Below are 24024 nucleotides of genomic sequence, written 5' to 3' on the forward strand. Positions count from 1 at the left end.
AGAACCGCTCTGAATCCGGCGCCCACCCGTGCTTTTCCGATTCAAACGAATTCAGCCAATCTTCAAACCTGGCTTCAAACGATAGAAAGCCGCACCGGAATGGGCGACTGACCCACGCTCCTTTTTGCCTTAACCCCCTATAATCTTGACTCACTTTTTCCCCCACGGCATGGAATCACCCCACCCTTTCAGCTATCGTGCGTGCCACTATTCCTCTTACTTGACGACAGAGAACCCGACTTTTATGACAGATCGCCCCAATTCATTCGACAAAGCGGACCTTATCGAGTGCGGCTATGGGCGCATGTTCGGCCCGGGCAACGCTCAATTGCCCGTCGACAACATGCTGATGATGGATCGCATCCGTTTGATCACCGATACCGGTGGCGAGAACGGCAAAGGCGAAATCATTGCTGAACTGGATATCAATCCGGACCTCTGGTTCTTCCAGTGCCACTTCCCAGGTGACCCGGTCATGCCTGGCTGCCTGGGCCTCGACGCCATGTGGCAGCTGGTTGGTTTCTTCCTGGGCTGGCGCGGCAACGAAGGCCGCGGCCGGGCACTGGGCGTCGGCGAGCTGGCGTTCAAAGGCCAGATCGAGCCCGATGCCAAGCTCGTGACCTACAAACTGAACATTAAGCGCGTGATGGAATCGCGCCTGGTCATGGGCATTGCCGATGGTGTGGTCGAGTGCGATGGCAAACCCATCTACTTCGCCAAAGACTTGAAAGTCGGTCTGTTCAAACCTGAACAGATGGGAGGCTAATCGATGAAACGCGTTGTAGTGACTGGCCTGGGCATTGTTTCCTGCCTGGGCAACGATGCCACCACCGTTGCCGCCAATCTGCGTGCCGGTCGTTCTGGCATTCGCTTTAACCAGACCTATGCCGACATGGGCATGCGCAGCCACGTTTCCGGTACGCCGGAGATTGATCTGTCGGAACACATCGACCGCAAATCGATCCGTTTTATGGGCGATGCGGCCGGCTTTGCTTACGTCTCCATGCAGCAAGCCATTGCCGATGCGGGTTTGACCGAAGATCAGGTCTCGAACATCCGCACCGGCATCGTTGCCGGTTCCGGTGGCGCCGATTCCGGCAGCCAGACCGAAGCAGCCGACATTCTGCGCGAAAAAGGCCTCAAGCGTGTTGGCCCCTATCGTGTTACCCAGACCATGGGTTCTACCGTGTCTGCCTGCCTGGCAACGCCGTTTCAGATCAAAGGCGTGAACTACTCCATTTCCTCAGCCTGCTCCACCAGCGCGCATTGCATTGGCAACGCCATGGAGCTGATCCAGCTTGGTAAGCAAGACGTGATGTTTGCCGGCGGTGCCGAAGCTGAGCACTGGACCATGAGCAGCCTGTTCGACGCCATGGGCGCTCTGTCGACTCAGTACAACGAGACACCAGAGCGCGCCAGCCGTGCTTACGACGCCGACCGTGATGGCTTTGTCATCGCCGGTGGCGGCGGCATGCTGGTTCTGGAAGAGTTGGAACACGCCAAAGCACGCGGCGCGAAAATCTACGCGGAAATCGTCGGTTACGGCGCCACCAGCGACGGCTACAACATGGTAGCGCCGAGCGGTGAAGGCGCGGTGCGGTGCATGCAAATGGCGATGCAAAACGTTGAAGGCAGCATCGATTACATCAACGCCCACGGCACCTCCACACCGGCCGGTGATGTGACTGAACTGAAAGCGGTCAGCACAGTGTTCGGTGAACAAATGCCGCCGGTTGCTTCCACCAAGTCGCTGTCTGGCCACAGCCTGGGCGCCGCGGGCGTACAGGAAGCCATTTACAGCCTGTTGATGATGGAAGGCGACTTCATTGCCGCCAGCGCCAACGTCGACAACCTCGACCCGGAAGCCGGCGACGCCAATGTGGTGACCGAGCTGCGCGAAGGCGTGAAGCTGAACCGCATCATGTCGAACAGCTTCGGCTTCGGCGGCACCAACGCCACCTTGGTGATGCAGCGTTACGAAGGCTGATGCTTCGAAAAAAGACGTGAGCGAACAACGCTCAACGCCATAAAAAAAAGGGCCCATCCGGGCCCTTTTTTGTGTCTGCACAACCTTCAGTGGAAACGGCTTAGGCCACCGCTTCAGATTCTGCTTTTTCTGCTGCACCGTCGGTCACCGGCGCCGATTCACGAATCAGATAGTCAAAAGCACCCAGCGCAGCCGTCGCACCGGCGCCCATGGAAATGACGATCTGTTTGTACGGCACGGTCGTGGCATCACCGGCGGCATAAACGCCTGGCACAGAGGTCGCACCGCGACTGTCGATCACCATCTCGCCCATGCGGTTCAGCTCAACATCGCTGTCTTGCAACCATTCGGTGTTGGGCACCAGACCGATCTGCACAAAGACACCGGCCAGTTCAATCGACTTGGCTTCGCCGGTCGCACGATCGGTGTAATTCAAAGCGGTGACCGCCTTGCCGTTACCGGCAATTTCGGTGGTCTGAGCGTTGGTCAGAATATCGACATTGGGCAGCGACTTGGCTTTGCGTTGCAGCACTTCGTCGGCACGCAGGGTGTCGGCAAATTCCAGCACGGTGACGTGCTCAACAATACCGGCCAGGTCGATGGCTGCTTCGATGCCGGAGTTACCGCCACCGATCACCGCAACGCGCTTGCCTTTGTAGAAAGGACCATCGCAGTGCGGGCAATAGGCCACGCCCTTGTTGGTGTATTCGGCTTCGCCGGGCACACCGATTTTCCGCCAGCGCGCACCGGGGGCCAGAATAACCGAGCGTGAACTCAAGGCCGCACCACTTTCCAGGCCCAGCTTAACCACGCCATCGCGTGTTAATTCAGCCGCGCGTTGACCAATAATCAGATCAACGCCGTATTCTTTAACGTGCTGTTCCAGATTGGCCGACAGTTTCGGGCCTTCGGTATAAGGCACAGAGATAAAGTTTTCGATGCCCACGGTGTCCATGACCTGACCACCAAACCGCTCGGCCACCAAGCCAGTACGAATGCCTTTACGCGCCGCATAAATAGCAGCGGCGGCACCGGCCGGTCCACCACCGACAACGAGCACATCGTATTGTTCGCGCTGGTTCAGGGCTTCCACCTGCTGTTCGGCAGCGCCGGTATCAACGCGCGCAACAATATCTTCCAGTGACATCCGGCCTTGGCCAAAGTGTTCACCGTTCAGGTAAACCGACGGCACGGCCATGATTTCTTTGGCTTCGACTTCGTCCTGGAACACACCACCGTCGATCATTTCGTGGGTAATGTTCGGGTTCAGTTTCGCCATCAGGTTCAGTGCCTGAACCACGTCCGGGCAGTTCTGGCACGACAGCGAAATATAGGTTTCAAAGTGCAGCGGACCGGGAATCGCTTTGATCTGATCCTGCAGGGTCTGGTCGGCTTTTGATGGGTGACCACCGGCCTGCAGTAACGCCAGCACCAGGGACGTAAATTCGTGGCCCATTGGCACGCCGGCAAAGCTGACGCGCGGTGTTTCACCGACCGGTGCAATCGACATGCTTGGGGTACGCGAACCTTGGTATGAACCCTGGCTGATTTTGTCACTCAGTTCGATGATTTCGTTCGCCAGTTCGCTCAGTTCACGACCTTTGGCGGAATCATCACTGGACACACTGACCTCGATGGGCGTGACAATATTTTGCAAATAGGTGTCCAGTTGCTGTTTAAGATTGGCATCCAACATCGGTTTGTCCTTCGTGTGTCCAAACCAGTCTCGCTTGAAGGCATCAAGCCAGACTGCGGAATTTATAAAAAAGCCCTCCCGCAGGAGGGCCCGTTTCTGTCGTTTAATCCGCTCTCAGATTGTGTCGACTTAGATTTTGCCGACCAGGTCCAGTGACGGAGACAGAGTTTCTTCACCTTCTTTCCACTTCGCCGGGCAGACTTCGCCTGGGTGCGCAGCGATGTACTGAGCCGCTTTGACTTTGCGCAGCAGTTCGCTGGCGTCACGGCCAATGCCACCGTCGGTGATTTCAACGATCTTGATACGACCTTCCGGATCGATCACGAAGGTACCGCGATCAGCCAGGCCGTCTTCTTCGATCATCACACCGAAGTTGCGAGTGATGGTGCCGGTCGGGTCGCCCAACATCGGGTACTGAATTTTGCCGATGGTGTCAGACGTTTCGTGCCAGGCTTTGTGAGTGAAGTGGGTGTCAGTAGAAACCGAGTAGATTTCAACGCCCATTTTCTTGAACTCTTCGTAGTTGTCAGCCAGGTCACCCAGTTCGGTCGGGCAAACAAAGGTGAAGTCAGCCGGATAGAAGAAGAAGATGGCCCATTTGCCTTTGATGTCGTCACTGCTGACGTCAACAAATTCACCGTTGTGGAAAGCAGTCGCTTTAAACGGCTTCAATTCGGAATCGATATAGCGAGACATAAAGTGCTCCTTTAATCGTTTAAGGTCATGTGTGAATAAGCTAGGGCGGAACGCTACCGCCTTCGACACCACTTATAGTAAGGAGCACCCTGGCTGGATTAAACGAATGCTTACCAATGACTTCGATAGCTGATAGCAATCGACCTTAATTTTATAATTAAACTATTAAATCGATTATTCCCATCTATGAACACCGATCCAAAACGCGCCAAAGTCGAACATAGGCCGCGCCAAGGCGGTGCCAGGCCTCGTCCGCGCACCATGCTGAAACAGAACGCGACGGGCGGGCCGCGTCTAAACACGAACTTTACACTCCCTCCACTTTGGCTCCATCCTGCCGCCAGAGTCGCTTTAGTATCATGGCCGGGTTTTGACGATTCCTAACCGTGATAAGGATCCACTATGACTCTCAATCTGAAACGCTTCCTGGCCGCGACGGCCATCAGCTTTGGCCTGGCAGCGACGGCTTATGCCGAAAGCTGTGATGAAACGGCGCTGTACGCCAACATGGAAACCATGGCCGACAACATGCGCCCTCTGGTCAGCGCCATTCGCAGCAACAACATTGAAGAAGCGCAATCTCGCCTGGCAACGCTGCGCACCGCCGCTGTCGATGCCTCCGATGAAACTCCCTATTCCCTGGCTGACGGCGGCGACAGCGCCGACATCGAAGCCTTCCAGAACGCCATGACCGACATGGTGGCTCGTTTAGACGAAGCCTCTGCCGCTCTGGAAGCGGGTGACACCGGCGCCGCTGCCAGCCATTTGCAAGCCATTGGCGATATGCGCAAAGACGGTCACCGTCAATTCAAAGATCGCAGCTGCCGCTAACGGGACACCGTGATGAAGACGGAAACCAAAGTCTGGGATTTACCGGTTCGGCTGGTGCATTGGGGTCTGGTGATCTGCCTGATCGCGCTGTTTGTCAGCGTTAACGTGGGCAATATGCAGGTGCACTTTTACGCTGGCTATGCGCTGTCGGCTTTGCTGGTGTTCCGGCTGATCTGGGCGTTGGTGGGTACAACCTACGCGCGCTTCTCCAGCTGGAATCTGTCCCCCAAAGCCGTTATCCGGCATCTGGGTGAACTGGCGCGCGGCCGTGCTGACGCCGCCGAGCTGGGCCACAACCCGGCCGGTGCAGCCATGGTGGTTTTACTGCTGGTGGTGTTAACCATTCAGGTCGTCAGCGGTCTGTTCTACAGCGACGATGTGTTCTGGTATGGCCCGTTCAATCTGAACGCGCCTGACTGGGTGATCGACCTGGCGGCCTGGTTTCACCCTCGCCTGCCCGCGCTGATTTTAGCGCTGGTGGCGACCCACATCCTGGCGGTGTTGTACCACCGACTGCGCTTTAAAGAACCCTTGGTCGAAGCCATGGTCCATGGCCGCAAGCCCGCCATGACTGGCGCCAGCGAGCGCAGTAACATCAACCGCTACTGGTTGCTGTTCAGTTTGATTGCTGCCCTGCTGTGGTTGGGATGGTTGTTCACCTGGCCGATCTGAGCGTTGGAATTCTGGGGCGCATCGAGCCTCAGAGTTCCGTGATCGCAAAATGATGGCTGTTAATCACAAAGCCATGACGGAAGTAAAAGCGATGGGCGGCGAAACGCTGCACGCCACTGTCGAGATGCAATTGTTCACAGCCCTGTTCACGGGCGTAATCCGATAACCACTCAATCATCAATGCACCGGCACCGGTAGAACGCTGCTGTTCGTCGGTCACCAGATCATCCACATACAGATGTTTGCCCCAGGCCAGCTTGCGCTGAATGACAAAGCCAGCGACGCACAACACCGCCTCGTTATCATCCACCACCATTGCCAGGTGGTAGCCTTCTTGTTCCATTTGCTGACGCGCCTGCCGCACCAATGCTTCGGGTTCAAAATGCGGACGTAACTGGCACATCACCGGCGCCAGTTTCTGCAAGTCGCTGTCGTTTTGTGCCAATACCACGCGCATGGGTTACCTCTGCTCAACAGTGCAAGACGATTAGGGTTCGAATTTAAAATGACGGCTGCGACTCTGAATGCCTTCAATCGACCCACCCTTTCCAAAACGGGTATCCAGTTGGCCGCTCTGATGACTTTGCAAGGTGGCGGTCACATCACAGACATCGAAAAAGTATGGCTGATTAAAAGCAGACATGAGGCCGTCTAAATCCAGGTACTGGTGTCCATCATCGCTGATGTTGGTAACCGAGCTTCGAAACGATTTCTGATTCGCATAGTTACTGCATTCCATGCTTACCTTCAGGCGCAACTGACCTCCGTGAGTGACTTCCCACTCCAGATCGACCCCCTCATCCTCAATCAGTACGTCGCTTGCGGGATGCGTAATGTCGAACGGTTCCGGCAGATAGGTCCAGGAGTGCGTCGATGAATCGACAGTGCGTTCGAAATCGACCGTGTAACGCCGGTTAACGCTGTCACCATTCAAGCTGGTGCCGTAGCTTAAAAAACCGGTGTGCCGTTTCGACAATTGACGGATCTGTTCGCCATTGCTCGCCATCAAGCGATCATCGCCCTGCAATTCAATTCGTGCCGAATTTAACGTGTCGCCCGCGGCCAACGCAGCAACGACCTCAGTGGTGCCATTGCCACGCGCAATCACATCGATGTAGGCCGACATTCCCGACGTCAGTACACTTTCGGAATCTGCCACCGTACAGGCAGTAACAGCCAACACCGTTGAGATTAACGTCACTCGCTTACGATTGAATACCGCCATGACCGACCATCCTTTTCGAGTTTCCCTGACTGGTTTAGCGCGCCTAGTGTGGCACCGCCCGTGAAAACAGATTCAATACCAATACCCCGCTCAGGATCAGCGCCATTCCCAACAGCGCCGGCCAGTCCAGTTTCTGATCGAACAGCCACCAGGACACCAGGGTAATCAATACAATGCCGCCACCGGCCCAGATCGCATAAGCGATGCCAACCGGTATCACTTTCAGCGTTTGCGCCAATAAATAAAACGCCAGACCGTAGCTGATAACAACGATGACTGACGGCCACAACCGACTGAAATTCTCGCTGGCTTTAAGCGCTGTCGTGCCCACCACTTCGGCAGTAATTGCAACCGCCAGAATCAACCATGCTTTCATGACAACGCCCTCTTAACTTCGATCAACGACAGCGCAGTCTACTCAACTTCTTTGGCAGCAACCATGACGTTGGCATCCAGACGAGCCAGGCGCTGTTCAGCCAGGGGCACGATCTCGCGTTCAACCAGACGATGCAGCTGACCGCGATAACCACTGCGCCCGGCCGGGGTATTGGGGTTGGAGGTAATGGCAATGGTCAGCGCCAGTTGCGGCAGCACGTAAACCATTTGCCCACCGTAACCCCAGCCGTAATAGCCATCGTAGCCGTCAAAATCGCGCAGAAACCAGCCATAACCGTAGCCATCTCCGGTGTAACGCGAACGCGTGTAGCGTTGCCAGCTGGCGTCGATCCATTGCGACGGCAATACCTGGGTACCATCAGCCGCCTGACCACCCCGACGATAGAGTTCGCCAAACGCCAGCAACGACGCCGGTGTCATGCTCACCTGATTACCGCCCAGCGGAATGCCTTGCGGGTCGCGTAACCAGCTCACCACTCGGATCCCCGCAGGCGCCAGCCATTCATTGGCCAGCTCATCCGTCGGCTGGCCCGTTTCACGCGCGAGGATGGCGGACAATAAATGCGTACTGCCGGTGGAATACTGCATGCGACCACCCGGCTGCGCTTCAAATGGCCGCGCCAGAGCATTTTGTACCCAGTTGCCACTGCTCACCCAGTTGCCGTAATTGCGGCCCGAGGTCCGTTCCAGCCCAGCCTGCATCGACAGCAAATGACCAATGGTAATTTGCTGCAAGCGCGGGTCGGGGTTTGCGGGGAGTTGATCCTGGAGCAATGGCGCGATGGCTTGGTCGGTGCCCTCAAGCACGCCGCGCTCAATGGCGATGCCTACCAAAGCGGACATCAATGATTTAGACGCCGATTTAATGTTCGCCGGTTGATCCAACCGGGCGCCATTAAAGCTCTCGGCCAGGATCACCTCGCCAGACTGGGCAATTTGCAGGGTATAAAGATTATTAAAACGAGCAGCAGAGGTTTGAATGGATTCGGTGGGAGATTCAGCCAGAACCGTCGACCCAACTAACGCTAAAGACACATAACCGATAACAAGACGTCGCAACATGGCAGCCTACTCCGCACCAACAGCAAAGCCGTCAGGTTAGCAGAGCCGGCTGCCCGCGGGCGGCCCTAGAATGTCAAGGTCATGAAAACCGAATGCGGGTCCGGCTGGTAGTCGCCAAACGGATCGGTGTATTCAAAGCCAACGGCTTCGTACATTTTGCGCGCTGGTGCAAAGGCGTCCATCGAACCGGTTTCCAGGCTGATGCGCGTCATGCCATTCGAGCGCGCCTGCTCCAAGGCGTGCTGCAACAACGCCCGCGCAACACCCTGGCGTAAAAACTGGGGGTCGGTGCGCATCGACTTTAACTCACCGTGCGTTTCATCCAGCGCTTTGAGCGCCGCACAACCCAGCAACTGATCATCCCGCCAAGCGGTCCAGAATTGAATGTCCGGCTGCTGCAAAGCACTCAGGTCAAGCGCATGCACGCTTTCTGGCGGAGAGTGCTCCGCCATGCCCGCCAGATGCGCAGCCAATAACTCAACAACAGCCGGGTGTTCCAGGCCGCCATCACGAAGGGTGATATCAGACATCGTTGTCTTCCGAAAAGTCGTCGATAAAACCCGGGCCAGGCCGGCCCGGGCAGGCCATATCAGGTCAACAGACCTTTTTTATAGAGGTTTTCGTAGCAGAAGTTGGTGGCTTCAACAAAGCCTTCAACCGACCCGCAATCAAAGCGTTTGCCTTTCAGGCGATAGGCCATCACAACGCCATCCTGCGCTTGGGTCATCAAGGCATCGGTCAACTGAACTTCGTCGTTTTTACCCGGTGGGGTGTTGCGCAGAATCTCAAAAATATCCGGCGTCAAAATGTAACGGCCAATCACTGCCAGATTAGACGGCGCGTCTTCCTTATTGGGTTTTTCCACCATGCTCTTAACGCGATAGAGACCGTCTTTCATTTCTTCGCCGTCAATCACACCGTACTTATGAATTTCATCTTCCGGCACTTCCATGACCGCGACAATGCTGCAACGGAATTGATTGAAGACTTTAACCATCTGCGCCAGGACGTTTTCCGTGGTTTCTTCCGGCTCCGGTACGCACAAATCATCGGCCAGAATAACGCCGAACGGTTCGTTACCGATCAGAGTTTCACCACACAGGATCGCATGGCCCAAGCCCTTCATTTCTTTTTGGCGCGTGAAGGAGAAGATGCCTTCGTCCATCACATGGCGAATCGATTTGAGAAATTCTTCCTTGTTGGAACCGTTGATTTGGTGCTCCAACTCATAGGAAATATCAAAATGGTCCGCGATGGCACGCTTGCCACGGCCGGTCACAAAGCCGATCTCGTTCAGCCCGGCCTCGATCGCTTCCTCAACCCCATATTGCACCAGCGGCTTGTTAACGACGGGCAGCATTTCCTTGGGCAGCGCTTTGGTGGCTGGTAAAAAACGCGTACCGTAGCCGCCGACGGGGAACATACATTTGCGAATCATTTCCTATCCTCTATTTCCGCTTGTCTTCAGTTCTAAGCAATTACCTGACCATTCGCAATTTTGGCGCGTTGTTTGCGATACAACCTCAGTGTACGGGTCAGACTGGCCGCGGCGCACCGAATTGGCGCGCCAAGGCGGGTTTCGGGTTGGGACTGTCCTTACACAACCTCAATTGCACTAACATGGGGCATGGCACCAGGATGGTGCGACGCATCCACCGTCATCATCATACATCAGGTTAGGGAGACTAACATGACAGAAGCCGAGGCCCGTCTGACGGCTTTTCGAGAATCCGCCGAACAACGTCTGACATTGCTCTATGGTGCCGAGCGTGCCCCGGCGGTGACCGATCAGTTGATGGGTTTATTGAATCGTTACCAGAGCGCCATTTACCACCACACCCGCAGCTCGGATTGGGATGAAACCGATAATCTGTTGATCACCTACGGCGATGCCATCCGCAATCGTGACGAACCCGGTCTGCTGCAACTGGAACGCTTTCTGGAAGCGTTTTACCCCAGCCTGATCAGCAACATTCATCTGCTGCCTTTCTATCCTTACAGCTCTGACGACGGCTTTTCAGTCATCGACTTTAAACAGGTGCGGGACACCGTGGGCCAGTGGGACCACATCGATGCCCTGGCGCGTCGTTTTGGCATCATGTTCGATCTGGTGTTGAACCATTGCTCACGCGAAAACCTCTGGTTTATCGAATACATTCAGAACCAAGAACCGGGCTGTAACTATTTTATCGATCTTGATCCCAATACCGATGTTTCAATGGTGACGCGCCCACGCTCCTCACCCTTGGCAGCGCCCATTAATACCCATCGTGGCACACGACATGTGTGGGCCACTTTCAGCGAAGATCAGATCGATCTGAATTATGAAAACCCCGATGTGCTGCTGGCCATGATGGACATCTTTTTGTTCTATCTGTCCAAAGGCGCCCGCCTGGTTCGGCTCGATGCCGTCGCGTTTTTATGGAAACAACTGGGCACTTCCTGCATCCATTTGCCGGAAACTCATGAGATCGTCAAATTGATGCGCGACATCGTCGATGCGATCGCACCCTGGGTCATTCTGGTGACTGAAACCAATGTCCCGCACGAAGAAAACCTGTCCTATTTCGGCGATTGCGATGAAGCCTCCATGGTCTATCAGTTCGCATTGCCACCGCTGGTGCTCTACACCCTGAACCGGGGCAATGCTGACCTACTCACCAACTGGGCGATGACCTTGGCACCGCCACCCCCGCATTGCACCTATTTGAATTTTACCGCCAGTCACGACGGCATTGGCTTGCGTGCGCTGGAAGGTATTTTGCCCGCCTACGAAATTCAAAGCCTGCTCGATTGCATGCACCAGTTCGGTGGCTACGTCAGCATGAAGGCCAACCCAAACGGCAAAGACAGCCCTTACGAAATCAACATCAGTTATTTTGATGCGCTCAAAGGCACGCGCACCGGTGCGGATCAATGGCAGGTGGAACGGTTTCTGTGTTCACAAACGCTGATGATGAGCCTGCAAGGCATTCCCGGTTTTTATTTGCAAAGCCTGATCGGTACTCCCAACGATTTGGCGGGTGTTGAACGCACCGGCCGGCTGCGCTCAATCAACCGGAAAACCTGGCAATGGAATGATCTGAATGAGGTGATGACCGACGAACGTCATCCGTCTTACATCGTCAGTCAGGAACTGGCGCGACGCATTCAGTTGCGCGGCGAACAGGCAGCGTTTCATCCGGAAGCGCGTCAGCGCGTGGTTGATCTCGACTCGGCGTTTTTTATTTTGCGCCGCGACGCCGAAGACAGTCGTGTATACGGTATTTTTAACGTCACCGCTGTGCCGCGCACGCTGAATTTAACCCGCTTACTGCCCTCGCACGAAGCCTGGACTTATTACGACCTGATTGGCGAACAGCAAATGGCGTCCAATGACGAGTTGGCACTGGCACCTTATCAGGTGGTGTGGCTGGTACCGGTTAAAGAAGACTGAACGAAACTAGGACGGGTTCGCCAACATCTGGCGAACCCGTCCTATTCAACTCATCGCCACCGCAGCCGGTTCAGCGACCGTCTGCGCATTAAAACGATGCCAGTGGGTGGGTGTGGCAAATAAACGCTTACCGCGTTGTACGTCCAATCGTTCAAAGTCGGCGTGGCTGATCGTCGCCAGCCAGGGCTCCACCAGCCAATCGGCTTCAAGCTCCAGTCGTACTTCGGCACCGACCGGCACAATGGCGGTCACGGTAACGGGTAAGTGGGTATGGGCACTGGGTTCGCCCGCGAGTGAAATTTCGTGTGGCCGCAACAAAAGCTCCTGACCGCCATCGGCCAGATCGCCTACGTCCAAATGCGCGTCGCCGCATGTTAAAACGCCATCGCGCACATCGCCTTCCAGACGATTCACATCGCCCAAAAATTCAAACACAAAACGGTTGGCCGGCTGACGATACAATTCATCCGGCGTGGCAATCTGTTCGATACGACCGTTGCTCATCACCACCACCCGATCGGATAACTCCAACGCTTCTTCTTGGTCGTGGGTGACAAAGACACTGGTGAAATTCAGCTCGTCATGCAGGTGACGCAACCAGCGACGCAGTTCCTGGCGCACCTTGGCATCGAGCGCGCCAAAGGGTTCATCCAATAACAGCACATCCGGTTTTAACGCCAGCGCCCGTGCCAGTGCAACACGCTGTTGTTGACCGCCGGATAATTGCGCCGGGAAGCGTTCGGCAAACTCATTGAGCCGAACCATCTCCAGCAATTGCGTGACGCGTGAACGAATATCCGCGTTCGAAGGTCGTTCACGTCGCGGCATGGCTCTTAACCCGAAAGCGACATTTTCAAACACCGTCATATGCCGGAATAAAGCATAGTGCTGAAACACAAAACCGATGCGACGATCACGCACGTGCAGTTGCGTCACGTCGCGCTCACCAAAATGAATGCGGCCACCGTCGGCCTGTTCCAATCCGGCCATGATGCGCAGCAAGGTGGTCTTGCCCGAACCGGACGGACCGAGCAAACCGATCAACTCGCCGTCGGCAATGTTCAGGTCAATCGGCGCCAGCGCCTGAGTGCGACCAAAGGTTTTGGCAACCTGTTCAATGCGGATGCTCATGCGTTTTTCTCCCGGCGCTCCGCGCGCCTGTCCAGCATGGCCTTCGCGGCCAGCGTCATCAGTGCCATCAGCGCCAACAAGGACGCGCTGGTGAACGCACCAACGGTGTTGTAATCCTGATACAGCTGCTCAACCTGCAGCGGTAAGGTGTTGGTCTCGCCTCGAATTGCACCGGCCACCACCGAGACCGCGCCAAATTCACCCACCGCACGAGCGTTGGTTAAAATCACCCCGTAGAGCAGTGCGCCGCGAATGTTCGGTAACGTCACCCGACGGAAAACGGTCCAACCCGAAGCGCCTAACGTGACCGCGGCTTCTTCCTCACGCGATCCCTGTGCCTGCATTAACGGAATCAATTCGCGCGCCACAAACGGACAGGTAACAAAGAGCGTCACCAAAACGATGCCCGGCCAAGCGAACATAATTTGCAGGTCGTTGGCATCCAGCCAACCCCCCAACCAGCCGTTGCGACCATAGAGCAACAGATACACCAGACCTGCAACCACCGGCGAAACCGCAAACGGAATGTCGATTAAGGTTTGCAGTAAACGCCGACCGGGAAATTCAAAACGCGTCACCAGCCAGGCCAGAAATATGCCAAACACCAAATTAATCGGCACCGTTAATGCCGATACAAAAAGCGTTAAGCCGATGGCCGCCAAGGTGTACTGGTCGCTTAAATTGTCCCAGTAAATATCCACACCCCGTGCGAAGGCCTGAGCAAAAATCGCTACCAGTGGCAGTACTAAAAACAACCCGGTTAACGACAACGCCGAGCCGATTAATAGTCGGCGCACGATCGGTGCATCACCAATGCGAATCATCAGCCACGCCCTCCGTGCAGTCGTTTAATAAAGCGGCCTTGCCAAAGGTTAATCACCAACAACAACAGTAACGAAGTGGCCAACACAATGGACGCCACGGCTGACGCACCGGCGTAGTCGTATTCCTGCAGGCGCACAAAAATCATCAAGGAGGTGATTTCGGTTTCATAGGGTTTGCCACCGGCGATAAAAATCACCGCGCCAAATTCACCGAGCGAACGCACAAAGGCGAGCCCCGTTCCGGTCACCAGCGCTGGCCATAAATGCGGCAAAATAACACGACGAAAAGCGTGACCGTCTTTAGCGCCCAGACTGACTGCGGCTTCATCAATTTCCGCCGGCAAATCTTCCAGCACCGGCTGCACGGTACGCACCACAAACGGAATACTGGTGAAGGCCATGGCTAAGGCAATGCCGACCCAGGTGTAGGCAATGGAAATACCGGTCGGTTCCAGCAAAGACCCAATCCAGCCGTTGCTGGAATAAAGCGTCGCCAGGGTAATGCCCGCCACCGCAGTGGGCAGTGCAAAAGGCAGATCCATCAACGCATCGACCAGACGTTTACCGGGGAAGTCGTATCGCACCAACACCCAGGCCATCAGCAAGCCGAAGGCGGCATTAAACAGGCAGGCCACAGCAGCCGCACCAAGGGTGACGCTGTAACTGGCCACAATGCGCGGGTCGGTAATTAAAAACCAATATTGCGACCAGCTTAACTGCGACAACTGCCCGACCAGACTGGTCAGCGGCAGCAGCAGAACCAGCGAAATAAACGTCAGGGAGACGCCCAGAGAAAGACCAAAACCGGGCAGAACCCGGTGTTGGCGTTGCAATGAAAAACGGGCCGTGGTCATCGACGTTGCAACTGATCCAGTTTGGCACCGCTGCTGAAGTGCGTTTCCATCGCCTGTGGCCAACTGCCGAAAATGTCTTCCACGCGCAGCAGTTCGGCTTGCGGGAAACGATCGCTGAATTCGGCGGCAACGTTCTGGTCATTGACCCGGTAGTTGAAACCGGCCAACAGACGCTGGGCTTCCACGGTGTAGAGGTAATCGAGGTAACCACGCGCCAGGTCGAGGTTGCCGTTACGCTCGGCGTAATCTTCCACCACGGCAACCGGGAACTCCGCCAGGATGCTGACCGGCGGTACGACGACTTCGTAGTCATCAACGCCGTATTCGTTACGGATGTTGTTCACTTCCGATTCAAAGGTGATCAACACATCGCCAATGCCGCGTTCCACAAAGGTGGTGGTGGCGCCACGACCGCCGGTATCGAACACTTCCACGTTACCGAGGAAGGTTTTCATAAAGTCTTCGATCTGGGCTTCATCACCATCGAAGGTGCGATCGGCATAGCCCCAGGCCGCAAGATAGGTGTAGCGACCGTTGCCGGAGGTTTTCGGGTTCGGGAACACCAACTCAACGCCATCGGCCGCCAGATCGTCCCAGCCTTCGATGTTTTTCGGATTGCCCTTGCGCACCAAAAACGCCGTGGTCGAATAATAGGGCGAGGCGTTATTGGGGTACTGCGCCTGCCAGTCGTCAGCGACCAGGCCGGCTTCGGCCAGAACGTTCACGTCAGTCACCTGATTGAAGGTTACGACATCCGCACGCAGACCCTGCATGATGGAACGCGCCTGAGTCGACGAACCACCGTGCGACTGTTTCACGCTGACGGTTTCGCCCTGCTCGGCTTCCCACCAATCAATAAATTTCGGGTTAACGGCGGCAAACAACTCACGCGCAATGTCGTACGAGGTATTGAGGATTTCACGGGAATCTTCGGCCTGAGCCGGCGCTGCGGCCAGTGTCAAACTCACAGCCAAAGCCGAAACGGAAGCGATTAACCGGACCATCTGAACTCCTTAAATACAGGCGGTTATTAAGATGGCGGTGAGAGTAAATAAACGATAATGGAATGACAATCGGATATATTAGAACATTTAGTTCTATCTTAGAATTCGTTCGCCCTAAGGGTTTCAGGGGCCTGGCCCTGGCATCTGAAGATCACATAAAACCTCCTGCCCGACAACGTTCTTGGCATGGGATGCCGGGAGGGTGAACATTGCCGTCGTGGGCAGAAGGTCGAAACGATCACAGCAGAATAAACACCACACTCAAGGCGGTGAGCCCACCCAGCACGCCATTAAACCAGCGGCGTTTACGTTCATCTTGCAAGGCACGACGCAGTTGGGTGCCCAATAAGGCCCACAAGCTGCAGCTTGGATAGCTGACCAACGCAAACATACCGGCCACGGCCAAAGCACTGGGCCAGTAGTCGTCACCGGTCAAACTGAAGGCGGCAATCCCCGTCACCCCCATGGCCCAGGCTTTGGGATTGATCATTTGAAACAACGCCGCCTGCCACCAGCGCATGGGCTGCGCTTTGCCGTCGGCTTTGCCCAGACCCCCGGCGGTGGCAATGTTCCACCCAAGCCACAGTAAATACAGTGACCCGGCGATTTTCAGTGCCCAGTGCAACTGCGGAATAGCCAGTAAAACAGCCCCAATGCCAGCGGCGACCATCAGGTTTAACGCCAGGAATCCAATGAAGATACCGGTGATGTGCGGCAGTGTCCGCCAGTAACCAAAATTCACACCCGAAGCCGTCAACATCAGATTATTCGGGCCGGGCGTCACAGTGACACTGGCGGCATACAACAGAATGGGTGCTAAAAAACTGAGCGTCAGGACGTCCATTCAACAAAGCCTCGCAAATAGGTTTTAGCCCGGCCGCGCAAACGCACGCGGTCGCCTTTTAATTCACACTCAAGCCGGCCTTGACGCTTGGAAATCTGCTCGGCGACCAGGGTGGTTTTATTCAGTTTTTCACCCCAGTAAGGCGCCAGCAAACAATGGGCGGAACCGGTCACCGGATCTTCGATAACGCCATCTTTGGGCCCACAAAATACCCGCGACACAAAATCGACATCGGGACGCTGGCTTGCGGCAGTCAAGATGACGGCGTTGTCGACGGCATCAATGTCAGCAAAATGATGCTCAAATTCAGCGACCTGTTGTTCGCTGTTAAGAACCGCCATTAAAAAACCGTCTTCGATGACATCAACCGTTGGCAACGCTAATCGCTGCTCAACCTGCGCTGGCAGCTGGCTGGGATTGGGCGAATAAGCCGGGAAATCCAACTCCAGTTGATCGCCCACGCGACGCACTTCCAACAGACCACTGCGACTGTGCAAATGCAGCACTTCAGCGCTGTAGCCCAGTTCATTCCACAGCACGTGTGCAGTGGCTAAGGTGGCGTGACCACACAAATCGACTTCCTGACCAGGCATAAACCAGCGGATGTTCCAGTCGTCACCGTGCGGCCACACAAAGGCCGTCTCCGAGAGGTTGTTTTCAATCGCCAACTGTTGCATCACCGCGTCATCCAGCGGCGCATTCAGTACCATCACCGCGGCCGGATTGCCTTGAAATACCGCCTCGGCGAAGGCGTCAACCTGGTACATCGGAAAAGCCATCTCACTGTTCTCCTTTAGCGTGGCGTGAGCGTCGCGGGGGTCAGTCCACCAGTGCGACATTGATGCGTTTATTTTGTTTGCCTTTGCTTTTAATCGATGGAATGCGCACCTGACCGATTTCGCGAATATTGCGCACATGGGTGCCGCCACAGGGCTGGTAGTCGAGACCCGCGACCCGAACCATCCGCAATTCACCGGCGCCGCGTGGTGGTTGAACGCTCATGGTGCGCACCAGTTCCGGCTGCTCATCGAGAATCGATTCGGGCAGCCATTCGGTGGTTATTTCAGCACCGCTGGCAATCAGCGCATTCAGTTGCGCTTCCAGTTCCAGCTTGTCGACCGGCGTGGTCAGATCGAATTCGGCGCGGCTTTGGTCCGCACCCACGTTACCGCCGGTCACCGGGTCTTTGATCAGATGACACAGCAAATGCAGACAGGTATGCATGCGCATGTGGCGATGGCGGCGATCCCAGTCCAGTTCCAGCTCAATGGTTTCACCCGGCGTCAGCGTCACCGCTTCAGCCAGGTGATGTTCGATGCACGAGCGGTCATCGCTGTAGCAGGTGTCCACCACCTCATAGCGTTGTCCGGCTGCTGTGATCCAACCCCTGTCTCCGGGTTGGCCACCACCGCGCGGATAAAACAGAGTGCTGTCTAACACCAATCGCTGACCCTCACAGGCCACGACCTGAGCCGACATCCGGGTTTGATAGGCATCCAATTGAAACGGCTGTCGCATATTGTCTCCTTTTGTAGGGGTACAATTCTGGCGGATGGGTTTCTGGTCCCTACAAAGCGGCTATCGCGCTGGACTGCAGATGATTCAACACATCGATCCGCAAAACGGAACCATTGAAGCCTTGGCAAATAGGAACAATTGCAGTCTAATGCGCAGACATTTGGCTGCAAGCAAATCTTTGTAACCATGACAATTTTCAATATCGATCAATGTACCGGTCCTAAGTACAAAGCGTTGGCCAGTCGCATCGAACAGGCCCTGCAGGATGGCGATCTGAAACCCGGCGATCGCTTACCGACTCATCGGCAACTGGCGGAAGAGCTGGGCGTTACCGTGGGTACCGTCACCCGGGCTTACGCCGAAGCCGAACGGCGCCGACTGGTTGAAGCGCGCGTCGGCAGCGGCACCTATGTCCGTGGTGCGACAGTGCCGACCACCGATTTTCAGGTGACCGATTCCACCGTCGATACCGGCATCGACCTGGGCTTTTCCAAGGCGCTGGAGCTTGATCAGGCGGAACAATTGCAGTCGAGTCTGGTCAGCTTGCAAGACTCTCCCATCCTGCCGCACTTGCTGCGCTATCAATCCGAATTCGGTTTGCCGCATCAACGTGAAGTCGGCCGGCAATGGCTGAAACAAACCGGACTGGGCGATTTCAGTGCTGATGATTTGCTGGTCACACTGGGCGGCCAGCACGGCTTTTTTGTTGCCCTGCTCGGCCTGACGCAAGCCGGTGATGGCGTTGCCTGTGAGGGCCTTACTTACCCGGGCCTGGTGGCGTCGGCGAACCAGCAGGGGTTGCGGTTGATGCCATTGCCGTTCGACTTTGAAGGCATGCTGCCACAAGCGCTGGAAGCGCAATGCTTACGCCAGCCGCCGCGCGTGCTTTATCTGATGACGCGACAACACAACCCGACCGGTGGCGCCATGTCTGCGCAACGCATTGATGAACTGGCCATGCTTTGCCGCCAGTATCAAATCATGGTGATTGAGGACGATGTTCAGGGGTGTCTGGGTGACCCCGAGGCGCCCTCCTTTTCTGCCCGGCATCCAGAACTGACCATCACCATCGCCAGCCTGTCGAAAGCCTTGTGCGGCGGTTTGCACGTTGGTTTTATGCGCGGCCCGGAACGCTGGATTCCCGCATTAAGCGCCGCCTTTCGTGCCACTTGCTGGATGGCGGTGCCATTGACGACAGAAGTCGCCTGCCAGTGGCTGACCTCCGGCTACGCCGACCGCCTGATCGCGACGCAAAAAGCCGAGCTGCAATGGCGTCACCAGGCCATTCAATCACGCTTCAATGCCGCCGGGCTCGACGCCCATTGCGGTGGTTTTAACGTCTGGCTGGAACTGCCGCCGCCCTGGCGCGCCGTTAACCTCGTCGAGCGCGCCGCCGAGCACCGCATCCGCATCAAAGCCGCTGAAGTGTTTGCTGCTGGCCAGTTTGCAGCACCCCAGGCAATTCGCCTGTGCATCGGCGGTCAATTGCAGCGCGACACCTTGCTCAACGCCATCGACACCTTGATTCAACTGATTAACAGCCCCGAATGCGGTCGTGACTCGCTCAACCACATTTGACGATTTTCACCCCAAGTACCAGCCATCAACATCAGGACAGCACATGGACAACAGCACAAAAACCGGCGCTATCTACGCCCTGCTCGCATACACCATCTGGGCCATTGCGCCTATGTATCTGAAGATTCTCCGTGACGTGCCCGCGGTGGAAATTCTGGCCCACCGCATTATCTGGTCGTTCCTGATTACGCTGGTCATCATTGTTCTATTGCGCCGTCGCGAGGCCTTGCTCACCGTTTTGCGAAATCGCAAAGCGCTCTGGGCGCTGCTGGCGTCAACGACGCTGATTGGCTTTAACTGGGGTCTCTTTATCTGGGCGGTGAACGCCAACTTTATGCTCAGCGCCAGCCTCGGTTATTACATCAACCCACTGATGAGCATTTTGCTGGGCATGATCTTCTTTGGCGAACGGCTCGATAAAGTGCGCACACTCGCGGCCGCTTTGTGCGTGTCCGCCGTGGTGTTTGAAGTGATTCAGTTTGGTCAGTTGCCGTGGATTGCACTGGCGCTGGCGGGCAGTTTTGCGGTCTATGGTCTGGTGCGCAAAAAACTGGGCGTCGACAGCCTGACCGGGATGGCACTGGAAACGGGTCTGCTGCTGCCCATCGGACTGCTGTACTTATTCATCGTTCAGACGCCGACCAGCAACCCCTTAAACAACAGCCTGTGGCTGAACCTGCTGCTGATCGGTGCCGGCCCGGTATCGATGACGCCGCTGATGCTGTTCGCCGCCGCCGCCAACCGCATCAGTCTGACGGCGCTGGGTTTCTTCCAATACATCGCCCCGAGCGGCATGTTTTTATCCGCCGTCTTTATTTACGGCGAACCGTTAAGCCCGGCCAAGCTGGTTACCTTCGGGTTGATCTGGCTGGCTTTACTGATTATTTCCATCGATTCCCTGCGTCAGATGCGCCGTTCTCGCCGCCAGCGTAAACACGAAGCCGAATTGCTGGTCACAGAACCGAGTTGATCAGCTGATCCAGCGTTGCCACCAGTCGAGTACAAACAGCAACGACAGCAATACAAACACAACGCCAGCGGTGCGATCGATCCAATGACGGCGACGCAAAAACCGCTGGCGCAGTGCCGGCCGCGCTAACACCAGACCGACCGCTGCAAACCAGGCACTGGTTATCACAAACACATACAACACCAGGGCCATCTGCATCCAGCTGTTCAACCCACTGACCAATTGCACCAGGATGGCCGAGAAAAACAGCAAGGCTTTGGGGTTAAGCACATTGGTTAAAAAGCCACGCCAGAAATCGCCCTGACCGGTGGTTGCGGCGAGTTGCGGATCGGTCTCACCGGCCGGCATGGCCGTCAATCCGCCCCAGCCGAGATACAGCAGATAAGCGATGCCCAGCCAGGGCAGCGTCATGGCTAGCCAGGTTGAGGATTGCACCAGCGCACTGATACCCAACACCGCAATCAGGGTATGCAGGGTCACGCCGCAACCGATACCCAGTGCGTTCAAGGTACTGGCCCGACGCCCCCGCGTTAAGGCCGATTTAACCACCAGCGCAAAGTCCGGACCGGGGCTGATGACAGCGGCGGTATACACCAGTACAAAAGGCCACCAACTGGGCATGCCAAGCTCCTGTAAAAATCCAGCAGGCACCCTAACCAGCCAAAGGCGTCAAGGGAAGGTCGCGCTGTGACAAATTAATGGCCTAGCCTTGTTAACCGTGCAACCGAACCAGACTCTAGACTGCAGCACAAATAAAAAGCGTGGAGACCGCTATGCACATCGACACTTTTTTCGATCACCTCTGGCAAGACTACATCCGCATGACGCCTCAGGCCGAAACCATCGCCCAGGCGCTGCGTGATCGTGGTGAAACCATCCAGAATGATCATGTTGCCTTCCGGACGTTTAATCGCGGCCCTATCTCGCTGGAAAAACTGGAACCTTTTATTCTCGATCTGGGTTATCAGCGTTACGAGCCATACCACTTTGCCGAGAAAAAACTCGATGCTTACGGTTACATTCCACCCAACCCGGAACAGCCGCGCATCTTTCTCAGTGAATTGCGCGTGGAAGAATTGTCGGCCGAAGCGCAGCGTTTAATCGACGGCCTGATCGAGCAGATTGACCCGAGCGATGTCAACGACGCCTCTATTTTCTGGCGTGGGCCTCTGTGGGCGGTGCCGACGTGGGCCGACTACCAGCAACTGGCCAGCGAGAGCGAATACGCCGCCTGGCTGAGTGTGATCGGCCTGCGTTGCAACCACTTCACCATCGACGTTAACGCCCTGCGCGACATCGACAGCATTGACTCGATTAACACCTTGGTGGAAGACCTGGGCTTTTCCATCAATGCCAGCGGTGGTCGTGTTAAAGGCTCACCCGACGTATTACTGGAGCAAGGGTCCACCAAAGCCAGCATTCAACCGTTTGAGTTTGCCGGTGGCGAAACACACGACGTGACCACCTGCTATTACGAATTCGCTAAACGCTATCTGAATGACGAAGGCCAGCTGTATCAGGGATTTGTCGCGGCCAGCGCCGACAAAATTTTTGAATCAACCGATATGCGCAGCTAAGGCTGCGCGCTCGACGCTATACGGTAGACGCTCGCTAGCGGAGAGGGTGCGGCGCTTTTTCAGCGTTCTGCGTCTTCCGTCAAGCGTCTCCCCGCGCCAAAGGAGCCCTCATGTGCTTGATGGTATTGAACTGGCGGCCTGAGGCCGATGTGCCTTTGCTGTTGGTCGCTAATCGCGATGAATTTCGCGAACGCCCAACGGAACCCATGCACTGGTGGCCTGCGACCACCGAACAGCCCGCCGTCCTGGCCGGTCGCGATCAACAAGCCGGCGGCACCTGGTTGGCCATGGGTGAAGGAGGCGATGTTGCACTGCTGACCAACATTCGCCCTGGCTACATCGGCCGCCGCGCCGAACGCAGCCGCGGGGAACTGCCACTGCGGTTTCTCCGTCACCTCGCCGCTGGCGGCAGCGTGGAAACTTTTCACACCGAGATCCAAGCAGAGATAACGGTATATGGCGGCTTCAACCTGCTTATCGGCAACGCCCAGCGGTTGTTCTGGTTCAGTTCCGATCATCCACAAGGTCAGTGGTTGCAGCCAGGCATTCATGCTTTGAGTAATGATGCGTTGGATACGCCCTGGCCGAAAACCCTGCTCGCCCGTCAGCAAATGGCAACGGATACGACGGTGTTAGAAACCGACTTTGCTCGGGCTTCGGTTCTGACGGACCGCTCACCGGTTGCCGATGCACAGCTGCCATCCACCGGCGTACCCACCGATATTGAGCGTCAGCTCTCAGCTCAAACCATCACCGGGGATCGTTACGGCACGCGCTGCCGGACTTGGATAAGAGTCCACGCCAACGGCGGTTTTGACATTGAGGAAGGGCAGTTGAATGAAGAGGGTGAGGTCACCGACCGACGTCAGTTTACTCAGCGGCCATCGGCTCATTCAGAAAAAACGCCGGTTTTCCCAGCTCGGTAGATTGGCTCGCACGGTTTGCAGTCGCTCGATGTCCGTGTCGACCACCAAGCCCGCATCGCCTTCGCCCAGTTGCGTCACCTCTCCCCAAGGGTCGACCATCAACGAATGGCCCCAGGTGTGACGCTTGGCGTCGTGTTGCCCACCTTGATTGGCCGCCACCAGATAGCAGCCGTTTTCCACGGCCCGCGCGCGGCACAATAATTCCCAATGCGCCTGACCGGTTTTAAAGGTAAAGGCCGACGGTGCCAGCAGTGTCTGCGCGCCTGCCTCACGCAAGCGACGGTACAACTCGGGAAAGCGCAGGTCGTAGCAAACACTCAACCCCCAAGTTCCCCAGGGTGTATCGACGGTTGTCGCCTTCGGCTCGCCGGGTTGGTAATAATCGGACTCACGATAACGCCCCTGGGCGTCGCCAACGGTGGCGTCGAACAAATGAATTTTGTCGTAATAAGCGCGGAGTTCGCCATTGCCATCAAGCACATGCAGACGCGCCCGTGGCAGAGGTTCTTCGGCGATGCGAACCGGGACCGTGCCCGCCACAATCCAAATACCGTAGCGTTGTGCCAAGGCGCGTAATGGCTCGCCAACCGGTCCGGTAAAATCGCCTTCGGCCTCGGCAATATCGGCATTTTTAGCGGTACCGAAACGAGCGAACATTTCTGGCAACTGCACCGCATGGCAGCCCTGGTCGGCCGCTTCGCGCATGTGCCGTTCTACCGCCTGCACATTCGCCGAGGTATCCTGAGTACTGATCAACTGCGCCAAATACCATTTCATGCCAACCTCCGTTCTCTGCC

Annotated in this window: 26 protein-coding genes; 9 read left to right on the top strand and 17 right to left on the bottom strand. The window is 56.1% G+C overall.

The genetic code is table 11. The annotated features are described in order from the left end of the window. Positions 1-244 precede the first annotated feature (244 nt). Together fabA and fabB are read left to right on the top strand one after the other, a co-directional pair. Positions 245-766 carry a bifunctional 3-hydroxydecanoyl-ACP dehydratase/trans-2-decenoyl-ACP isomerase gene (gene fabA, locus BGP77_RS15950; protein ID WP_108165697.1) on the top strand — a complete coding sequence of 174 codons (522 nt, stop codon included), beginning with the start codon at positions 245-247 and terminating at the stop codon, positions 764-766. Between the two features lie 3 nt (positions 767-769). Next, positions 770-1987, top strand: coding sequence for a beta-ketoacyl-ACP synthase I (gene fabB / locus BGP77_RS15955; RefSeq protein WP_108165698.1), 1218 nt, complete (start codon positions 770-772; stop codon positions 1985-1987). 100 nt (positions 1988-2087) lie between these two features. On the opposite strand, the gene ahpF is transcribed toward fabB, so the two are convergent. Both ahpF and ahpC read right to left on the bottom strand, forming a co-directional pair. Then, positions 2088-3683 carry an alkyl hydroperoxide reductase subunit F gene (gene ahpF, locus BGP77_RS15960; protein ID WP_108165699.1) on the bottom strand — a complete coding sequence of 532 codons (1596 nt, stop codon included), beginning with the start codon at positions 3681-3683 and terminating at the stop codon, positions 2088-2090. 129 nt (positions 3684-3812) lie between these two features. Then, the gene (gene ahpC / locus BGP77_RS15965; RefSeq protein ID WP_108165700.1) at positions 3813-4379 is read right to left on the bottom strand and encodes an alkyl hydroperoxide reductase subunit C; all 567 of its coding nucleotides are present in this window, start codon (positions 4377-4379) and stop codon (positions 3813-3815) included. Positions 4380-4781: 402 nt separating this feature from the next. Between ahpC and BGP77_RS15970 the strand changes: the two genes are divergently transcribed. Further along, positions 4782-5210: a cytochrome b562 gene (locus tag BGP77_RS15970; protein ID WP_108165701.1), complete on the top strand. Its 429-nt coding sequence runs from the start codon at positions 4782-4784 to the stop codon at positions 5208-5210. 12 nt (positions 5211-5222) lie between these two features. Next, entirely contained in the window at positions 5223-5882 is a 660-nt protein-coding gene (locus BGP77_RS15975; RefSeq protein WP_108165702.1) for a cytochrome b/b6 domain-containing protein, read from the top strand. 28 nt (positions 5883-5910) lie between these two features. Here BGP77_RS15975 and BGP77_RS15980 read toward each other — a convergent pair whose 3' ends face one another. The 6 genes from BGP77_RS15980 to galU all read right to left on the bottom strand — a co-directional run bounded on the left by BGP77_RS15980 (position 5911) and on the right by galU (position 10003). After that, complete coding sequence (locus BGP77_RS15980) at positions 5911-6339, bottom strand: GNAT family N-acetyltransferase (protein WP_108165703.1); 429 nt, start codon at positions 6337-6339, stop codon at positions 5911-5913. 30 nt (positions 6340-6369) lie between these two features. Then, positions 6370-7107, bottom strand: a complete 738-nt coding sequence (locus tag BGP77_RS15985) for a hypothetical protein (protein WP_108165704.1) — start codon at positions 7105-7107, stop codon at positions 6370-6372. Between the two features lie 43 nt (positions 7108-7150). Beyond that, positions 7151-7483, bottom strand: coding sequence for an SMR family transporter (locus BGP77_RS15990; protein ID WP_108165705.1), 333 nt, complete (start codon positions 7481-7483; stop codon positions 7151-7153). 38 nt (positions 7484-7521) lie between these two features. Then, positions 7522-8565 (bottom strand): serine hydrolase, encoded by a 1044-nt coding sequence (locus tag BGP77_RS15995; protein WP_108165706.1) that lies wholly within the window; start codon positions 8563-8565, stop codon positions 7522-7524. A gap of 65 nt (positions 8566-8630) precedes the next feature. Then, the gene (locus BGP77_RS16000; RefSeq protein ID WP_108165707.1) at positions 8631-9095 is read right to left on the bottom strand and encodes a GNAT family N-acetyltransferase; all 465 of its coding nucleotides are present in this window, start codon (positions 9093-9095) and stop codon (positions 8631-8633) included. A 59-nt stretch (positions 9096-9154) separates the two neighbouring features. Then, a complete protein-coding gene (galU, locus tag BGP77_RS16005) occupies positions 9155-10003 on the bottom strand; it encodes a UTP--glucose-1-phosphate uridylyltransferase GalU (protein ID WP_108165708.1) in 849 nt (282 codons plus the stop codon). A 252-nt stretch (positions 10004-10255) separates the two neighbouring features. Between galU and BGP77_RS16010 the strand changes: the two genes are divergently transcribed. Beyond that, the gene (locus BGP77_RS16010) at positions 10256-12001 is read left to right on the top strand and encodes a sugar phosphorylase (protein ID WP_158269409.1); all 1746 of its coding nucleotides are present in this window, start codon (positions 10256-10258) and stop codon (positions 11999-12001) included. Between the two features lie 45 nt (positions 12002-12046). Here the strand turns inward: BGP77_RS16010 and BGP77_RS16015 are convergent, their stop codons facing one another. The 7 genes from BGP77_RS16015 to BGP77_RS16045 all read right to left on the bottom strand — a co-directional run bounded on the left by BGP77_RS16015 (position 12047) and on the right by BGP77_RS16045 (position 18176). Continuing rightward, positions 12047-13132: a sulfate/molybdate ABC transporter ATP-binding protein gene (locus BGP77_RS16015; RefSeq protein WP_108165710.1), complete on the bottom strand. Its 1086-nt coding sequence runs from the start codon at positions 13130-13132 to the stop codon at positions 12047-12049. Then, a complete protein-coding gene (gene cysW, locus BGP77_RS16020) occupies positions 13129-13956 on the bottom strand; it encodes a sulfate ABC transporter permease subunit CysW (protein WP_108165711.1) in 828 nt (275 codons plus the stop codon). The genes BGP77_RS16015 and cysW overlap by 4 nt, the downstream gene beginning before the upstream one ends. Continuing rightward, the gene (cysT, locus tag BGP77_RS16025) at positions 13956-14810 is read right to left on the bottom strand and encodes a sulfate/thiosulfate ABC transporter permease CysT (protein WP_108165712.1); all 855 of its coding nucleotides are present in this window, start codon (positions 14808-14810) and stop codon (positions 13956-13958) included. The genes cysW and cysT overlap by 1 nt, the downstream gene beginning before the upstream one ends. Next, positions 14807-15814, bottom strand: a complete 1008-nt coding sequence (gene cysP / locus BGP77_RS16030; protein WP_108165713.1) for a thiosulfate ABC transporter substrate-binding protein CysP — start codon at positions 15812-15814, stop codon at positions 14807-14809. The genes cysT and cysP overlap by 4 nt, the downstream gene beginning before the upstream one ends. 238 nt (positions 15815-16052) lie before the next feature. Further along, positions 16053-16658: a LysE family translocator gene (locus BGP77_RS16035; RefSeq protein WP_108165714.1), complete on the bottom strand. Its 606-nt coding sequence runs from the start codon at positions 16656-16658 to the stop codon at positions 16053-16055. Further along, positions 16646-17437 carry a PhzF family phenazine biosynthesis protein gene (locus tag BGP77_RS16040; protein ID WP_108165715.1) on the bottom strand — a complete coding sequence of 264 codons (792 nt, stop codon included), beginning with the start codon at positions 17435-17437 and terminating at the stop codon, positions 16646-16648. The genes BGP77_RS16035 and BGP77_RS16040 overlap by 13 nt, the downstream gene beginning before the upstream one ends. A 40-nt stretch (positions 17438-17477) precedes the next feature. Beyond that, positions 17478-18176, bottom strand: a complete 699-nt coding sequence (locus BGP77_RS16045; protein ID WP_108165716.1) for an alanyl-tRNA editing protein — start codon at positions 18174-18176, stop codon at positions 17478-17480. 186 nt (positions 18177-18362) lie between these two features. Between BGP77_RS16045 and BGP77_RS16050 the strand changes: the two genes are divergently transcribed. Then, entirely contained in the window at positions 18363-19754 is a 1392-nt protein-coding gene (locus BGP77_RS16050) for a PLP-dependent aminotransferase family protein (RefSeq protein ID WP_146171273.1), read from the top strand. Positions 19755-19797: 43 nt separating this feature from the next. After that, on the top strand, positions 19798-20724 hold the full coding sequence (gene rarD, locus BGP77_RS16055; RefSeq protein WP_108165718.1) for an EamA family transporter RarD: 927 nt from the start codon (positions 19798-19800) through the stop codon (positions 20722-20724). Here rarD and BGP77_RS16060 read toward each other — a convergent pair whose 3' ends face one another. Next, a complete protein-coding gene (locus tag BGP77_RS16060) occupies positions 20725-21345 on the bottom strand; it encodes a LysE family translocator (protein WP_108165719.1) in 621 nt (206 codons plus the stop codon). Between the two features lie 152 nt (positions 21346-21497). Here BGP77_RS16060 and BGP77_RS16065 point away from each other — a divergent pair, with 152 nt between their 5' ends. Both BGP77_RS16065 and BGP77_RS16070 read left to right on the top strand, forming a co-directional pair. Beyond that, the gene (locus tag BGP77_RS16065; protein WP_108165720.1) at positions 21498-22301 is read left to right on the top strand and encodes a DUF1338 domain-containing protein; all 804 of its coding nucleotides are present in this window, start codon (positions 21498-21500) and stop codon (positions 22299-22301) included. A 110-nt stretch (positions 22302-22411) separates the two neighbouring features. Continuing rightward, complete coding sequence (locus tag BGP77_RS16070) at positions 22412-23227, top strand: NRDE family protein (protein WP_108165721.1); 816 nt, start codon at positions 22412-22414, stop codon at positions 23225-23227. On the opposite strand, the gene BGP77_RS16075 is transcribed toward BGP77_RS16070, so the two are convergent. Then, positions 23195-24004 carry a carbon-nitrogen hydrolase family protein gene (locus BGP77_RS16075; RefSeq protein ID WP_108165722.1) on the bottom strand — a complete coding sequence of 270 codons (810 nt, stop codon included), beginning with the start codon at positions 24002-24004 and terminating at the stop codon, positions 23195-23197. The genes BGP77_RS16070 and BGP77_RS16075 overlap by 33 nt on opposite strands. Positions 24005-24024 lie beyond the last annotated feature (20 nt).

The sequence above is a fragment of the Saccharospirillum sp. MSK14-1 genome (assembly GCF_003054965.1).
In the GTDB taxonomy this organism is placed as follows: Bacteria; Pseudomonadota; Gammaproteobacteria; order Pseudomonadales; family Natronospirillaceae; genus Saccharospirillum.

Excerpts from the sequence above, each read along its gene's own strand:
- fabA (WP_108165697.1), top strand. The coding sequence starts at position 245 with ATGACAGATCGCCCCAATTCATTCGACAAAGCGGACCTTATCGAGTGC.
- fabB (WP_108165698.1), top strand. The coding sequence starts at position 770 with ATGAAACGCGTTGTAGTGACTGGCCTGGGCATTGTTTCCTGCCTGGGC.
- ahpF (WP_108165699.1), bottom strand. The coding sequence starts at position 3,683 with ATGTTGGATGCCAATCTTAAACAGCAACTGGACACCTATTTGCAAAAT.
- ahpC (WP_108165700.1), bottom strand. The coding sequence starts at position 4,379 with ATGTCTCGCTATATCGATTCCGAATTGAAGCCGTTTAAAGCGACTGCT.
- BGP77_RS15970 (WP_108165701.1), top strand. The coding sequence starts at position 4,782 with ATGACTCTCAATCTGAAACGCTTCCTGGCCGCGACGGCCATCAGCTTT.
- BGP77_RS15975 (WP_108165702.1), top strand. The coding sequence starts at position 5,223 with ATGAAGACGGAAACCAAAGTCTGGGATTTACCGGTTCGGCTGGTGCAT.
- BGP77_RS15980 (WP_108165703.1), bottom strand. The coding sequence starts at position 6,339 with ATGCGCGTGGTATTGGCACAAAACGACAGCGACTTGCAGAAACTGGCG.
- BGP77_RS15985 (WP_108165704.1), bottom strand. The coding sequence starts at position 7,107 with ATGGCGGTATTCAATCGTAAGCGAGTGACGTTAATCTCAACGGTGTTG.
- BGP77_RS15990 (WP_108165705.1), bottom strand. The coding sequence starts at position 7,483 with ATGAAAGCATGGTTGATTCTGGCGGTTGCAATTACTGCCGAAGTGGTG.
- BGP77_RS15995 (WP_108165706.1), bottom strand. The coding sequence starts at position 8,565 with ATGTTGCGACGTCTTGTTATCGGTTATGTGTCTTTAGCGTTAGTTGGG.
- BGP77_RS16000 (WP_108165707.1), bottom strand. The coding sequence starts at position 9,095 with ATGTCTGATATCACCCTTCGTGATGGCGGCCTGGAACACCCGGCTGTT.
- galU (WP_108165708.1), bottom strand. The coding sequence starts at position 10,003 with ATGATTCGCAAATGTATGTTCCCCGTCGGCGGCTACGGTACGCGTTTT.
- BGP77_RS16010 (WP_158269409.1), top strand. The coding sequence starts at position 10,256 with ATGACAGAAGCCGAGGCCCGTCTGACGGCTTTTCGAGAATCCGCCGAA.
- BGP77_RS16015 (WP_108165710.1), bottom strand. The coding sequence starts at position 13,132 with ATGAGCATCCGCATTGAACAGGTTGCCAAAACCTTTGGTCGCACTCAG.
- cysW (WP_108165711.1), bottom strand. The coding sequence starts at position 13,956 with ATGATTCGCATTGGTGATGCACCGATCGTGCGCCGACTATTAATCGGC.
- cysT (WP_108165712.1), bottom strand. The coding sequence starts at position 14,810 with ATGACCACGGCCCGTTTTTCATTGCAACGCCAACACCGGGTTCTGCCC.
- cysP (WP_108165713.1), bottom strand. The coding sequence starts at position 15,814 with ATGGTCCGGTTAATCGCTTCCGTTTCGGCTTTGGCTGTGAGTTTGACA.
- BGP77_RS16035 (WP_108165714.1), bottom strand. The coding sequence starts at position 16,658 with ATGGACGTCCTGACGCTCAGTTTTTTAGCACCCATTCTGTTGTATGCC.
- BGP77_RS16040 (WP_108165715.1), bottom strand. The coding sequence starts at position 17,437 with ATGGCTTTTCCGATGTACCAGGTTGACGCCTTCGCCGAGGCGGTATTT.
- BGP77_RS16045 (WP_108165716.1), bottom strand. The coding sequence starts at position 18,176 with ATGCGACAGCCGTTTCAATTGGATGCCTATCAAACCCGGATGTCGGCT.
- BGP77_RS16050 (WP_146171273.1), top strand. The coding sequence starts at position 18,363 with ATGACAATTTTCAATATCGATCAATGTACCGGTCCTAAGTACAAAGCG.
- rarD (WP_108165718.1), top strand. The coding sequence starts at position 19,798 with ATGGACAACAGCACAAAAACCGGCGCTATCTACGCCCTGCTCGCATAC.
- BGP77_RS16060 (WP_108165719.1), bottom strand. The coding sequence starts at position 21,345 with ATGCCCAGTTGGTGGCCTTTTGTACTGGTGTATACCGCCGCTGTCATC.
- BGP77_RS16065 (WP_108165720.1), top strand. The coding sequence starts at position 21,498 with ATGCACATCGACACTTTTTTCGATCACCTCTGGCAAGACTACATCCGC.
- BGP77_RS16070 (WP_108165721.1), top strand. The coding sequence starts at position 22,412 with ATGTGCTTGATGGTATTGAACTGGCGGCCTGAGGCCGATGTGCCTTTG.
- BGP77_RS16075 (WP_108165722.1), bottom strand. The coding sequence starts at position 24,004 with ATGAAATGGTATTTGGCGCAGTTGATCAGTACTCAGGATACCTCGGCG.